Below are 14,786 nucleotides of genomic sequence, written 5' to 3' on the forward strand. Positions count from 1 at the left end.
CAGGTGGAGGAAGCCGGTGAGATTCCGGCGCGGTCCCGCCACTGTCACCGGGGAGCGGACCCCACCGACGGTCACGGCCCATCCGGGCGGGAAGACCGGGGCGAGCGACGATCCGGGAGCCAGGAGACTCCGGGCCGCCGTCAGCGGTGCGAGACGGGCAAGCGGGCCCGGCGCGCGCCGTGTGGTCGCCAACGCCGCCCGGCTCCACGGGCGGTTCCGCGCCACGACCCGACGACCCGGGGCGCGGACCCCGAGTGAGGACCGACCATGCCGTACCGCGAGCGCCCGTCCGCCGCGCACCCCGCCGGCGGTGCCGCGTGATCCTGCTGCTCTCCACCTCGGACACCGACCTGCTCAGCGCCCGCGCCAGCGGCGCGGAGTTCCGGCTGGCCAACCCCGCCCGGGTCGAGGTCGCGGACCTGCCCGCGCTGCTCGACGGCGTCGAGCTGGTCGTGGTACGCCTCCTCGGCGGCTACCGGGCCTGGGAGGAAGGGCTCGACGCGCTGCTGGCCGGGGCGCTGCCGGTGGTGCTGCTCGGCGGCGAGCAGGCCCCCGACGCCGAGCTGATGCGCCGCTCGACGGTGCCGGCGGGGGTCGCCGCCGAGGCGCACGCGTACCTGGCCCATGGCGGCCCGGCGAACCTCGGCGAGCTGTACCGCTTCCTCTCCGACACGGTGCTGCTCACCGGCCACGGCTTCGCCGCCCCGGCGCCCACCCCGGCCTGGGGCCGGCTGGAGCGGACGGCGCGCCGCGTCGACGGGCCGGGCGTGTCCGCCGCGCAGCCGGGTGTGCCCGTCGTGCGGCCGGGCGTGCCCGCCGACGGGCCCGTGGTCGGCGTGCTGTACTACCGGGCCCATCACGTCGCCGGCAACACCGGGTTCGTCGAGGCGCTCTGCGACGCTATCGAGGCCGCCGGTGGCCGGCCGCTGCCGGTTTACTGCGCCTCGCTGCGCAGCGCCGAACCGGAGCTGCTCGCCACCCTCGCCGAGGCGGACGCGCTGGTCGTGACGGTGCTCGCGGCCGGCGGTACCCGGCCCGCCGAGGCGGGAGCCGGCGGCGAGGACGACGCCTGGGACGTCGGCGCGCTCGCCGCGCTGGACGTACCGATCCTGCAGGGGCTCTGCCTGACCAGCAGCCGGGCCAGCTGGGCGGCGAACGACGACGGGCTCAGCCCGCTGGACACGGCCACCCAGGTGGCGATCCCCGAGTTCGACGGGCGCCTGATCACCGTGCCGTTCTCGTTCAAGGAGATCGACTCGGACGGGCTGACCGTCTACGTGGCCGACCCGGAGCGGGCCGCCCGGGTCGCCGGCATCGCCGTACGGCACGCCGCGCTGCGGCACGTACCGCCGGCCGAGCGCCGGGTGGTGCTGATGCTCTCGGCGTACCCGACGAAGCACTCCCGGATCGGCAACGCGGTCGGCCTGGACACCCCGGCCAGCGTGGTGCGGCTGCTCGCCGCCCTGCGCGAGCGGGGCTACGACATCGGACCGGCCGACGGGCCGGACGCGCTGCCGGGTGTGGCCGCGGGCGACGGCGACGCGCTGGTGCACGCCCTGATCGCGGCGGGCGGGCAGGATCCCGACTGGCTGACCGAGGAGCAGCTGGAGGGCAACCCGATCCGCATCCCCGCCGACCGCTACCGGGCCTGGTACGACACGCTGCCGGCCGAGCTGCGGGAGGGGATGGAACGGCACTGGGGACCGCCGCCCGGCGAACTCTTCGTCGACCGCTCCCGCGACCCGGGCGGCGAGATCGTGCTGGCCGGGCTGCGCGCCGGCAACGTCGTGGTGATGGTGCAGCCGCCCCGTGGTTTCGGGGAGAACCCGATCGCCATCTACCACGACCCGGACCTGCCGCCGAGCCACCACTACCTGGCCGCGTACCGGTGGCTCGCCGACGAGTTCGGCGCGCACGCGGTGGTGCACGTCGGCAAGCACGGCAACCTGGAGTGGCTGCCCGGCAAGACGCTCGGCATGTCGGCGGCGTGCGGCCCGGACGCGGCGCTGGGCGACCTGCCCCTGATCTACCCGTTCCTGGTCAACGACCCGGGCGAGGGTACGCAGGCCAAGCGGCGCGCCCACGCCACCCTGGTCGACCACCTCATCCCGCCGATGGCGCGGGCCGACAGCTACGGCGACCTCGCGCGGCTGGAGCAGCTGCTCGACGAGCACTCCTCGATCGCGGCGCTCGACCCGGCCAAGCTGCCCGCCATCCGCGCCCAGATCTGGACGCTGATCCGGGCGGCCCGGCTCGACCACGACCTCGGCATCGCCGACCGCCCGCACGACGCGGAGTTCGACGACTTCCTGCTGCACGTCGACGGCTGGCTCTGCGAGGTGAAGGACGTGCAGATCCGCGACGGGCTGCACGTGCTCGGCCAGCCGCCGGCCGGTGAGACGCGGGTCGACCTGGTCCTGGCCATGCTGCGGGCCCGGCAGATGTGGGCCGGCCAGGTCGCCGCGTTGCCCGGCCTGCGGGAGGCGCTGGGGCTCACCGAGTCGGGCGAGGCCGCCCGCGGCGACGTGGACCGGGTCGAGGAGCTGGCCCGGTCGCTGGTCGCCGCGATGGAGCGGCGGGACTGGCGTCCCGGTTCGGCCGCCGAGGTCTGCCGCGAGCTGCTGACCGGCCCCGGCACCGACGCCGACACCGGCGGCGACCCGCCCGGCGAGGCCGGCATCGACAACTCCGCCGGCAACGCCACTGGCACCGGCAGCTCCGCCGGCACCGGCGCGGACGGGCCGGCGACGGGCCCGGACCGCGACGCCGTGGTACGCGTGCTCGAGTTCGCGGCCACCGAGATCGTGCCGCGGCTGGCCCGTACCACCGACGAGCTCACCGCGGTGCTGCACGCCCTCGACGGCGGGTACGTGCCGGCCGGGCCGAGCGGCTCCCCGCTGCGCGGCCTGGTCAACGTCCTGCCGACCGGGCGCAACTTCTACTCCGTCGACCCGAAGGCCGTGCCGAGCCGGCTGGCCTGGGAGACCGGTCAGGCGATGGCCGACTCGCTGCTGGCCCGGTACCGGGCCGACACGGGCGAGTGGCCGCGCTCGGTCGGGCTCTCCATGTGGGGCACCAGCGCCATGCGTACCGCGGGCGACGACATCGCCGAGGTGCTGGCCCTGCTCGGCGTGCGGCCCCGGTGGGACGAGGCGTCGCGCCGGGTCACCGGCCTGGCGCCGATCGACCTGGCCGAGCTGGGCCGGCCCCGCATCGACGTGACCATGCGGATCAGCGGTTTCTTCCGGGACGCGTTCCCGCACGTGGTGGGGCTGCTCGACGACGCGGTGCGGCTGGTCGCCGGGCTGGACGAGCCGGACGAGGCGAACTACGTACGGGCACACGCCCGGACCGACCTGGCCGGGCACGGCGACGAACGGCGCGCCACCCTGCGCATCTTCGGCTCGAAGCCCGGCGCGTACGGGGCCGGGCTGCTGCCGCTGATCGACAGCCGGAACTGGCGCGGTGACGCCGACCTGGCCGAGGTGTACGCGGTCTGGGGCGGCTACGCCTACGGGCGCGGCGTGGACGGGGTGGCGGCGCGCGGCGACATGGAGAACGCGTACCGGCGCATCGCGGTGGCGGTGAAGAACACCGACAGCCGGGAGCACGACATCGCCGACTCCGACGACTACTTCCAGTACCACGGCGGCATGATCGCCACGGTACGGGCGCTGAGCGGGCGGAGCCCGGTCGCGTACGTCGGGGACAGCACCCGCCCGGACGCGGTCCGGACCCGTACCCTCGGCGAGGAGACGGCGCGGGTCTTCCGGGCCAGGGTGGTGAACCCGCGCTGGCTGGCCGCGATGCGCCGGCACGGCTACAAGGGCGCGTTCGAGCTGGCCGCGACGGTGGACTACCTCTTCGGGTACGACGCCACGGCCGGCGTGGTCGCGGACTGGATGTACGAGAAGCTCACCGAGGCGTACGTGCTCGACCCGGAGAACCGCAAGTTCCTCAGCGAGTCGAACCCGTGGGCGCTGCACGGCATCACCGAGCGGCTGCTGGAGGCCGCCGGCCGGGGGCTCTGGGAGCGCCCGGAGCCGGCCACCCTGGACGCCCTGCGTGAGCTGTACGTGCAGACCGAGGGCGACCTGGAGGACGGCACGTCCGGGCGGTGAGCGGGCGGCCGGCGTACCGGGGTCGGGCGGCCGTCGCGGCGAAGGTGTCGTACGGCGGCGGTAGCGTCGCCGGGTGGTCACCGTCGACGACGTACGCGCACTGGCCCGGACGCTGCCGCGCACCAGCGAGCACCTGATCCGCGACCGGGTCAAGTTCCGGGTCGGCGCCATCGTCTACGTGGCGTTCTCCCGGGACGAGACGACGATGGGCTTCGGGTTCCCGAAGGAGGAGCGCGACGCCCTGATCGCCGGCGACCCGGAGCTGTTCTTCCTCCCGCCCCCCGCCGACCTGCGTTTCAACTGGGCCTGCTGCCGGCTCGACCGGCTCGATCACGACCACATGACCGAACTGGTCACCGAGGCGTGGCGGATGGTGGTCCCCAAGTTCCTCGCCCGGCAGCGCCTGGGCGACTGACCGCACCGGGCGCGCGCCGGCGCCGGGCTGCCGGATGTGGCGGGAAAGCGTGTGAAATTGCCGGTCCGCACCGGTCGGCGCGACGGCCGGATCGAAGAATCGATGGCCGGTCAATCGAATGGTCGACCCCGAGTCTCTTACCGGACAATGCGCCTCGTGTTCGCGTGAGCGCGGCGATAGGCTTATTTCCGCCATCGAGAAGGGGCGTTCTTCTGATGACGGGTGTCCGCGTCTTCCAAACGCGTTTCGATCACGTGAAGCACAATGTCGAGCAGGTGATCCACGGTAAGTCCCGCACGGTCTCGTTGGCCTTGGTCTGCCTGTTCGCCGAGGGGCACCTGCTGATCGAGGACGTGCCCGGGCTGGCCAAGACCTCTTTGGCCAAGGCGATCGCCAAATCCATCGGCGGAGAGTTCAACAGGATACAGTTCACCCCCGACCTCCTGCCCTCCGACCTGGTCGGCGCACAGATATTCCATCGCGCCACGGAGGATTTCTCGTTCCATCGGGGTCCGGTCTTCTGCAATGTCCTGCTCGGTGACGAGATCAATCGGGCCGCACCGAAAACACAGTCCGCATTGTTGCAGGTCATGGCCGAGCGCCAGGTGACCGTCGGGCTTGAGACGGCTCTCGTACATCGTCCGTTCATCTGTTTGGCGACCCAGAACCCGCTCGACCACCAGGGCACCTATCCCCTGTCCGAAGGGCTGCTCGACCGGTTCATGATGCGGCTGCCGATGGGATATCCGGACGAGTCGGCCGAAGAGAAGATCGTGAAACAGGAGCTGGCCGACCAGACGCCCGACGCCCTCAAGCCGGTGCTGACCCTCGCCGAGGTGAGGGAGATGCTGGCGGCGGTCCGCGAGGTCGCCGTCAGCGACGAGCTGACCGGGTACGTGGTCCGGATCATCCGCGCCACCCGGGACCTGCGGCGCACGATGCGGCAGGTGGTCCGGCTCGGGATCAGCCCGCGCGGCGCCATCGCGCTCGGATTGGCGGCCCGGGTCCAGGCGGCCTCGCGCGGCCAGCGGTACGTCACCCCGGACGACGTCAAGGACGTGGCCGTACCCGTCCTCGGCCACCGACTGCTGCTGACCGGGGAGGCGGAGGCCGCGGGTACGGACCCGGAGGAACTGGTGGCGGAGGTGCTGCGGGACGTCGCCGTGACGAGGCCGCGGTGACCGGCCGGCGCCGGACCCGGCCCCGGCTCACCCGGACCGGCCGCCGGGTGCTGGCCGCCGCGGCGCTGCTGGTGCCGGCCGGCGCCGTCGCCGACTATCCGGAGCTGGTCACGATCGGCCTGGCCGGGGCCCTCGCCCTCGGGTACGGCCTGCTGCGGACGGTGGTGCCGCCGCAGGTGCGCGCCGAGCGCCGGTTCGAACCGGGGCGGCTGCCCGAGGGCGGCTCCGCCCGCTGCCGGGTCACCGTCTCGAACCCGGGCCGCCGCCGCAGCGGCCCGGCCGAGGTGGTCGACCCGGCGACCGCGACGTCCCTGCGGGTACCGGCCGTCCCGCCGGGCGGGCGCCACGAGGTCGAGCCGTACGAGGTGGTCTTCGAGCGCCGGGGCGTGCACCGGCTCCCGCCGCCGCTCGTCGGTCGGGCCGACCCGTTCGGGCTGTGGCGCCAGGGGGTGGCGCACGGGCAGCCGAGCGTGGTCACCGTGCATCCCCGGGTCCACCCCGTGCTCGTGCCCGGCGTGGACCGTACGGCCGCACCGTCGCGCCGGGCCACGCGCGCGGGCGCGGTCTCGGACGACAGCTCCTTCCACACCCTGCGGCCGTACGAGCCCGGCGACGACCACCGCCTGATCCACTGGATGTCCTCCGCCCGTACCGGCGACCTGATGGTCCGCGAGGAGCGGGTGCCGCCGAGCCGTCCCGGCTGCGTGGTGGTGCTCGACACCGGGGCGCACCGGTACGGGCCGGAGCTGTTCGACGAGGCGGTCCGGGTGGCCGCCGCCATCTGCGTCTCCGCCATCCGCTCCGGCGTACCGGCCAGCCTGCGCGGCCCCGCCGGCACCGCGACGTCGGAGACGGCGGTGCTGGACCTGCTCACCACGGTCACCACCGGCCCGGCGCGGCGGGGTCTGCCGGCGATCGTGCCGCCGGCCCCGCCCGCCGCACCGACGGCCCTGATCCTGGTGACCGGGCGGATCGAGGCGGACGAACCGGCGGCGCTCGCCCGGACGGCCCCGGCGTGGGCGGCGGTACACGTGGTCGCGGTCGACGCGGACGAGTCGGCGCCCGCCCCGGCGGCCGCGCCCGTCTCCGTCGTCCGGGTCGGCGGCAGCGCCGACTTCGTACGACTGTGGCGGCGGCCGTGACCGCGCCCGCGCGGCCCACGTCGGCCGTGACCGCGCCCGCCCGTCCGACCGCGGCCGTGGCGCTCGGGCTGCTGGCGACGCTGGCCGGCGGGCTGCTCTACCGGGGCTTCTTCGCTGGGACCGGATATCTGGTCCCGCTGCTGGTCGCCGCGGTGGCCGGGATCGCCTTCGGACTGCTCGCCGGCCGGCGCGGGTCGCCGGCCGGGCTGCTGCTGGCCGGCTGCGGGATCGCCGCGCTGCTGACCGCGTACCTGGCCTTCCCCGGGACGCTCTGGCACGGGCTGCCCGGCGTGCGGACGGCCGCCGCCGTCCTGGCGGGCGTCGGCGGCGGCTGGGCGCGGATGCTGTCGGCGCGGGTGCCCACGGGGGCGGTCGGGGAGCTGCTCGTGGCGCCGCTGCTCACGCACTTCGGCGCGGCGGCCGGCGCGACCGTCCTCGCGGTGCGCACCCGGTCGGCGGTGGCACCGGTCGCCCCGCCGCTCGCCTCGTTCGTCGTGGCGCTGGTGCTCTCCGGTCCCGCCGTCGTCGACTCGCTGCCGGCCACGACGCTGCTCGTCGTGGCGGCGGCGGCAACGCTGGCGGTACGCCGCTCCGGCCGGCCCGCCCCCGCCGACCGAGGCGGTCGGGGCGGCCCCGGGCGGATCGGCGCGGCGCTGGCGCCGGCGGTCCTCGTGGCCGTGGTCGCCCTCGCCACCGCCGGGCTGGCCCTCGGTCCGGTGCGCGTGCTGGCCGCCGGAGCCGACCGGGCCGACGCCGGCCGCCTGCTCCGGCCGCCGGTCCGGGTCGCGCCGGTGGTCGATCCACTGTCGACGGTCCGGGTCGAGCTGCGGCGAAACCCGCCCCGGCCGCTCTTCTCGCTGGAGGTCGTCGCCGGGCCGCCGGCCGCCCTCGGCGATCGGGTCCGGCTGATGGCGCTCGACCGGTACGACGGGGTGCTGTGGAGCACCGACGCCCGGCACCTGCCCGTCGGCCGCGCCCCGGCCGGCGGCGGCACCGGCACCGACACCGGCGCGGACGAGGTGCGGTTCCGGGTCACCCTGGACGGGCTCGCCGGGCCGTTCCTACCGGTGGCGGGCCGGCCGTACCGGGTCGACGCGCAGACCCCGGGGCCGTACCGGTTCGCGGTCGCCGACGATCCCGCCACGCTCGTCACCGACCCGCCCGGCGCGGCCGGGCTCGGCTACGCCGTCACCGCGCGGGTACGCCCGGCCGACGCCGGCTTCGACGCGGCGGTACCGGACGGCGCCGCCGACCCGCGCCTGCGGGAGCTGCCCGGCGAACCGCCCCGCGCGCTCGCCGAGCTGCTGGACCGGCTCACCGCCCCGGCCGCCCGCCCGGTCGACAAGCTCCGCGCCGTCGAGCGGCACCTGCGGTCGCTGCCGTACGACCTCGACGCGCCGCCCGGGCACTCGTACGCGGCGCTCGCCGTGGCCGGCGGCGGCGCGGGCCACGCGGAACAGCGTGCCGCCGCGTTCGCGGTGCTGGCCCGGATGCTCGGCTACCCGGCGCGGGTCGTGGTCGGCTTCCGCCTGCCGCCGGGGGAGCGGGGACGGTACGCGGTCACCACGCGGGAGGCCCACGCCTGGCCGGAGGTCCGGTTCGCCGGGTACGGCTGGATGCCGTTCGAACCGACCGGCGACAGCCCCGCCGTTCCCGGCCGGGTCGCTCCGGTCCCGCCGCCGGCCACCCCGGCGCCGGATCCGAGCCCTTCCGCCGTCGCGACACCCGTGCCGGAGGCCCCGGCCTGGGTCGGCTCCGCCGGGCTGGGCCGCGTGTTGCCGCTGCTCGTGGCACCGGTGCTGCTCGGCGTGCTCGCGCTGCCGCTGGTACCGCTGGCCCGGGCGCTGCGGCGGCGGCGCCGGCGCACCCGGGGCACGACCACGAGCCGGCTGGCCGGCGCGTGGGCCGAGACGATGGAACGGCTCCGGTACCGCCGGGTGCCGCTGACCTCCGCCATGACGCCCGTCGAGATCGCCCGGGAGGCGGCGCGGCGGGTGCCGGCGCCCGCCGGAGCACCGGGCCCACCGGAGTTGACGCTGCTGGCCGGGGCGGTCACCGCGGCGTTCTTCGACGTGACGGCTCCGGACGAGCCGGCGGTGCGGGCCGCCTGGGATCTCGAAGCCGTCGTCCGCCGCTGGCTGCGGTACCCGCCGACGTCGTACCGGCGGTATCTGGCCTCGTTCGACCCCCGGCCGTTCCTGGCCCACCGCCGCCCGTCGCGTGGGTGGTGGCGGTCGAGGGCGGACCGGTACCGCGCCTCGCCGACGGCGGAACCGGGTCGGGAGGGGGTGGCCCGATGATCGAGCCGCGCCCGTGGAGGCCGCCACCCGGCGGTCCCGCCGGTCCGACCCGGCCGGCCCGGGCGGTCGGCGCCGGTCCGTTGACCCGCGCCGGCGGTCCGGGCCGGTTGGCCCGAACCCTCGGCGCGGTCCGGTCCGGCCGGCGCTGGCGGTCGCTGCCGGCGGCGCTGCTCGCGATCGTGCTGCCGGTCGGCGTCGCGGTCGTCGGGGTGCACCGGGGCGACCCAGCCACCCGACCCGCCGTGCGCTACGCCTCCGCCTGGCTGGCGTCGCGGGCGATCGGCGCGCTCACGCTGGTCGACGGGGTCTCGGCCGAGGTGGCGGCGACGGTGCCGGTGGCGCCGCCGGGCAGCCCGTTCACCGTGACCCAGCAGGGCCGGGCCGGCTACGTGACGGCACCGCCGGGCCCGCTGGTACGGGTGGACGGGGCGACCCACGCGCCGCGGCCGGTGGACGTACCGTCCGGGGAGCTGTCGGCGCTGGCCGGCGACGACCGGTACCTCTGGGGGTTGCGCCGCGACGGCGGGCTGACCCGGTTCGCCGACGCCCCGGCGGTGCCGCGGGCGTTCGCGCCGCCGGCCGGAGCGGGTCCGGGCGGAGCGGGTCCGGCGGTGACGGGCTCGGCCGGGTCGACGGGCGGCGCGCGGCGCCTGGTCGTGACCGGCGCCGGGCCGGTGCTGGTGGACGCGGATGCGCGGCGGGCCTATCTCCTCTCGCCCGAGCGGGGCGAGGTCGTGCACGAGCTGCCCGTCGACATCGGCCCCGACGACCTGGTCAGCGGCGTGCCGGACGGGCCGTGGCTGCTGGCGGTCCGGCCTGCCGACGCGACGCTGCTGCGCTGCGAGGTGCGGGCGGACACCTGCTCCGGCCGGACCACGCTGGTCGGCGCCGGGCCGGAACTCGGGGCGGCCGTGGGGGCGCGGGGCGCGGTCTTCGTGCCGGACCGCGGGGCGGGCGTGGTACGGATCGTCGACCTCGCCGGCGGCCCGGGCGCGGCCACCGAGCGGCTGGCCGACCCGGGCGCCCGGGTCGAGCTGTCGGTCGCGGGCGGCGTGGTCTTCCTCAACGACCCGGACGGGCCGGCGGCGGCCGTCGTCGCGGCGGACGGGTCGGCGCGCCGGCTGGTCAAGTACGGCGGCGCCCCGCCCGCCGGCCCGCCGGCCACGGCCACCCCGCCGCCGACGGCCTCGTCCGCGCCGCCCGGGCCGTCGCCCCGCCCCGGCCCGACGGACCGGAGCGCCAGCCCCACCCCCTCGCGCACGCCGAGCCGGTCACCGACGCCGTCGCCGAGCCGGACCCGGACGCCCTCGCCGACCCCTTCCACACCGAGGAACCCCTACCTGCGGGAGCACGACCGGCTGGTGCTCGACGATCCGATGACGAGGAACACCGGCCGCTGGAGCAACGACAACGACGCCACCGGCACCTGCCGGTTCGCCTCGGACGGCTACCACGTGGAGTCGAGCAACGGGCACAGGTTCCACGAGTGCTACGGCGACCTCCGGGTCGAGGACTTCACCTACGAGGTGCGGTTCCACTTCGGTACGGCCCGCGCGGCGGGAGTCTTCGTCCGCCAGAGCGGCGACGGAAGCTGGTACTTCGCGATGATCGGTCGCAGCGGGACGGTCTGGCTGAGCAAGGGTGTCGCCGGGGTCCCGGAAGATCCCGACCTGTTCACCGGCTCCGTCGACCCGCCGGACCCGAACGGGTGGCACCGGCTGGCGGTGACCGGTGTGGGCGACACGCTCACCGTCTACGTGGACGGCGAACGGGTCGGCTCGATCACGGACGGGCAGTTCGACGCCGGCCCGATCGGCGTCTTCACCGACGGCGGCCGGGCGCCCGACGGTGCGGACCCGCACGGGGAAACCATCTTCCGCGACGTACGGGTGTGGCGACCCTGATCTCGGACGGGAAGGGAAGGACATGGTCGACTGGTTTCGCTCGCTGGACCAGGCGGGATTGGTGAGCGCCCTCGTCTCCGGCGTGTTCACGGTCATCGCCACGGTCATCGGTGAGATCGTGGCACGGCGGCGAACGGAGTCCACCGGATCCGGCCGGTCCGGGGGACAGGACGGCCGCCAACGGGGACAGGACGCCGCCCAACCGCGGGCCACCGGGCCGGCGCGCTGGTGGCGCCGCTATCCGCCCAAGGCCCGGGTCGCCATCGCCGGCGGCCTGACCGTGGTCGTGGTAGGGCTGCTCCTCGCGTTCCTGCTGCCCGGTGGGGAGGATTCCCCGGACCGGCGCACACTGGCGTCGCCGGGACCGACCGCCACCCCGACGGCGACCTCGGCCGCGACCACCGCCGCCGGCCGGGGCACGGCCGGGAACCCCTATCCGCCCGGGCACCGGACCGTGCTGCTCGACCAGGCGATGGTGGCCGAGAACGGGGGCTGGCGGAACCTGAACTCGGGAACCGGGACCTGCCGGTTCGGCCCGGACGGCTACCACGTGGCGTCGACCGGGGGCAACAAGTACCACGAGTGCTACGGCACGAAATCGGTACGGGACTTCACGTACGAGGTCGAGTTCTCCTTCGGTACGGCCCGGGCGGCGGGGATCTTCTTCCGCCAGAGCGGCGAAGGAAGCTGGTACTTCGCGGAGGTCGGCCGCAGCGGGACGGTCTGGCTCAGCAAGGGGGTCGCGGGCAGCCCGGCCGACCCGGACCTCTTCACCGGCCAGGCGCCGGCACCCGATCCGGCGCGGCGGCACCGGCTCGCGGTGACCGCGGTGGGAGACCGGTTCGCCGTGTACGTCGACGGCGAACGGGTCGGTGAGATGACCGACGGGCAGTTCGCCGAGGGCGGCATCGGGGTCTTCACCGACGGTGGGAAGGCGCCGGACGGTACCGACCCGGACGGCGAGACCGTCTTCCACCACGTACGGCTCTGGCAGCCCTGACCGGCGCGCCACCGGCTCCCGTCGGGCGGCGGGAGCCGGTGGCCGGGGACGACGGCGTCAGCGGCCCGGCGTCACGGTGATCGACTCACCGGGCCGCAGGGTGATGTCCCGCCGCCACGACCCGTGCCGCAGTTCGGTGGCGGTACCGCCGACGCTGCGTACCGTCGCGCTGGTGGCCCGGCCGCCGCGCCACCTGAGGTCGACCTCGAAGCCGCCGCGCGCGCCGACGCCGGTGACCTCCCCGTCCGCCGCCCAGGCCGCAGGGAGGGCGGGCAGGAGTTCGATCACGCCGGGCCGGGAGTAGAGCAGCATCTCCAGCACCGCGGCGGCGCCGCCGAGGTTCGCGTCGATCTGGAAGATGGTGCGGTCGCCCTGGCTGTACATGTCGAAGAAGTTCGCCGCCGTGCCGTTGCCGTTGTTCATCGACGGTCGCAGCACCGTGAGGTAAAGCTGGTACGCCTTCTCGGCCTCGCGCAGCCGGGCCCAGCAGAGCGAACGCCAGGCGCACGCCCAGCCGAAGCTGTCCATGCCCCGGGCGGTCAGCAGCTCCCGTACGCCGTCGAGCAGCTCGTCCCCGGCGGTGTCGGTGTTGATCCGGTCGCCCGGGAAGAAGCCGATCAGCGGCGAGAGGTGCCGGTGCGTCTGCTCGCCCAGGTTGTCCGGGCTCATCCACTCCTCCAGCCAGCCGGTCTTCGGGCTCACCCGGGGCAGGTGGAGGCGGGCCCGCAGCGCCGTGACCGTCTCGGCGAACGCGCCGTCGCGGCCGAGCCGGGCGGCGGCGGTACCGATCTGGCCGAAGAGGTCCCAGGCGAGCTCCTGCGCGTACGTGATCCCCTTGGCGTCCTGCGGCCCGTGCTCGGGCGACCAGTCGGCGTCGTCGACCAGCACCTCCCGGGACGCGCCGGTCTCCGGGTCGGTGACGGTGGCGGTGATCAGCCGGGCCTGCCAGAACTCGGCGGCGCCCCGGAGGACCGGGTAGATCTTTTCGAGGTACGCCCTGTCCTGGGTGAACTCGTAGTGCTGCCAGAGCGAGTTGCAGAGCCAGGCGTTGCCCGCCGGGTGCCACCACCAGCCGAGGCCACCGTGGATGTTGGTGGAGAAGGCCACCGTCCAGCCGGCGACGCGGCCGCTGGAGTTGCGGAACCGGTTGCGCGGATCGTTGAAGAGGCGGCCGGTCTGTGCGGTCCAGGACGGCAGCTGGGACAGGCAGTAGTCGGCCAGCGCGTGGAAGCACTCGCCAAGCCCCGCCCGGTCGGCGAGCCAGTAGTTCATCTGGACGTTGATGTCGGTGTGGTAGTCGCTGTACCAGTCCGGGGTGTTGTTGTGCAGCCAGAGCCCCTGCAGGTTCAGCGGCAGGCTGTCCCGCGAGCCGGTGATCGTCAGGTACCGGCCGAACTGCAGGTAGGCCGCCTCCAACTCCGGGTCCGGCTGGGACGGGTCGGTGTGGCGCACGGTGATGCGGGACCACGAGTCCAGCGCCCGCTGGGTCTTCGACGACTCGCCCAGCCGGATCGTCATCCGGTTGTAGAGCCGGTGGTAGTCCGCCACGTGGGTGGTGAGCAGCGTCGTGCCGGGCAGCTTCGCGGCGGCGGCGACCTTGGCCCGGGCGATGGCGAGCGGGTCGGCGGCCGGGTCGCGGTAGCCGCGGTCCGGGTCGGGGGCGTAGTTCGTGCCGCCGCTGACGACGACGAGGAGTTCGCGGCAGCCGGCGAAGGTGATCCGGGAGCCCTCGACGCGGACGGTCCCGGCGCGACCCACCACGGTCACCGCCGCCGCGTACCGCAGCCCGTTGTCGAGCGTACCGGCGAACGACAGGCCGGTGCCGGCACCGGCGGTCGTCTCGCCGTGCGTACCGGCCAGCGACACCGAGCCCTCGTGGGTTCCGCCGCCGGACTGGGTCAGCCGGATGACGACCACGTCGTCGGGGTGGCTGGCGTAGATCTCGCGCCGGTAGCGGACCCCCTGGTGGCGGTAGGTCGCCGAGACGACGCCGTTGCTCAGGTCGAGCTGCCGGCGGTAGTCGGTCACCGCATCCGGCGGGTGACCCGGCAGCGCGACGCGTACCTTGGCGAGCAGCCCAAAGCTGCCGAAGTCGGTCGGGCCGTAGGGGAACTGCCCGTCGTCCTGGAGCACGTCGTTGCGGGTGCCGGTCCAGAACGAGGCGTCGGTGAGGTAGACGAAGTCGTCGACCGGGTCGCAGCCGACGAGGCCGCCGAGCCGACCGTTGCCGATCGGCAGCCCCTGCTCGATGATCTTTCCCTCGTCGGCGGGGGTGCGGTACCAGAGCGTGGTCGCCTCCGCCTCGGCGACGAGCGAGACACCGGTGGGGCGTACCGGTTCGGCGTGCGCCGCGAACGGCCGGGCACCGACCAGTGCGAGCCCCGCGCCGGCGGCTCCGGTCAGGCGGAGGAAGTCCCGCCTCGACGGTCCACCCGCGACCGTCGCACCCGGATCGTCACCGGGCTGTTGAGCAGCGTCGTCCGTCATCTCCGTACCCTCCTTGACAGTTGGCGCCGGGGGAGCGCGACCGGGATGTCCGGCGGGGCGCGATCGCTGAAACGTACGATCATTAATTATGAATTGTCAACGGGTGGCGCCTCGAACACGCCGTCCGGACCCGCCACCGTAACCGGTGACCAGGGAAAGCTGTCCTGCGGGCCGGACTGGCTGCCCGGCGCCGATCGGCAGAGATCGGATGACTGGGGCCGGGCGCGAGTCCCTCG

The 14,786-nt window shown here is 75.2% G+C and carries 8 protein-coding genes and 1 riboswitch; of the genes, 7 read left to right on the plus strand and 1 reads right to left on the minus strand.

Going from position 1 to position 14,786, the window contains the following annotated elements; all coding sequences use genetic code 11:
- Positions 1-6: 6 nt before the first annotated feature.
- Positions 7-130: riboswitch (cobalamin riboswitch) on the plus strand.
- Between the two features lie 187 nt (positions 131-317).
- The 7 genes from cobN to AB0J86_RS18695 all read left to right on the plus strand — a co-directional run bounded on the left by cobN (position 318) and on the right by AB0J86_RS18695 (position 12,063).
- Positions 318-4,121, plus strand: a complete 3,804-nt coding sequence (gene cobN, locus AB0J86_RS18665) for a cobaltochelatase subunit CobN (RefSeq protein WP_363858609.1) — start codon at positions 318-320, stop codon at positions 4,119-4,121.
- A 73-nt stretch (positions 4,122-4,194) separates the two neighbouring features.
- On the plus strand, positions 4,195-4,536 hold the full coding sequence (locus tag AB0J86_RS18670; protein ID WP_363858611.1) for an MmcQ/YjbR family DNA-binding protein: 342 nt from the start codon (positions 4,195-4,197) through the stop codon (positions 4,534-4,536).
- Positions 4,537-4,700: 164 nt separating this feature from the next.
- Positions 4,701-5,717: a MoxR family ATPase gene (locus AB0J86_RS18675; RefSeq protein ID WP_363858612.1), complete on the plus strand. Its 1,017-nt coding sequence runs from the start codon at positions 4,701-4,703 to the stop codon at positions 5,715-5,717.
- Entirely contained in the window at positions 5,714-6,859 is a 1,146-nt protein-coding gene (locus AB0J86_RS18680) for a DUF58 domain-containing protein (protein WP_363858614.1), read from the plus strand. Before AB0J86_RS18675 ends, AB0J86_RS18680 begins: the two co-directional genes overlap by 4 nt.
- Positions 6,856-9,159 (plus strand): transglutaminase-like domain-containing protein, encoded by a 2,304-nt coding sequence (locus AB0J86_RS18685; protein WP_363858616.1) that lies wholly within the window; start codon positions 6,856-6,858, stop codon positions 9,157-9,159. Before AB0J86_RS18680 ends, AB0J86_RS18685 begins: the two co-directional genes overlap by 4 nt.
- Positions 9,156-11,063, plus strand: a complete 1,908-nt coding sequence (locus AB0J86_RS18690; RefSeq protein ID WP_363858618.1) for a LamG-like jellyroll fold domain-containing protein — start codon at positions 9,156-9,158, stop codon at positions 11,061-11,063. Before AB0J86_RS18685 ends, AB0J86_RS18690 begins: the two co-directional genes overlap by 4 nt.
- 22 nt (positions 11,064-11,085) lie before the next feature.
- On the plus strand, positions 11,086-12,063 hold the full coding sequence (locus AB0J86_RS18695; RefSeq protein ID WP_363858620.1) for a family 16 glycoside hydrolase: 978 nt from the start codon (positions 11,086-11,088) through the stop codon (positions 12,061-12,063).
- A 57-nt stretch (positions 12,064-12,120) separates the two neighbouring features.
- Here the strand turns inward: AB0J86_RS18695 and AB0J86_RS18700 are convergent, their stop codons facing one another.
- Positions 12,121-14,550: a glycoside hydrolase N-terminal domain-containing protein gene (locus AB0J86_RS18700; protein WP_363858622.1), complete on the minus strand. Its 2,430-nt coding sequence runs from the start codon at positions 14,548-14,550 to the stop codon at positions 12,121-12,123.
- Positions 14,551-14,786: the final 236 nt, after the last annotated feature.

Source organism: Micromonospora sp. NPDC049559 (assembly GCF_040676675.1).
Classification (GTDB): domain Bacteria; phylum Actinomycetota; class Actinomycetes; order Mycobacteriales; family Micromonosporaceae; genus JBFAPK01.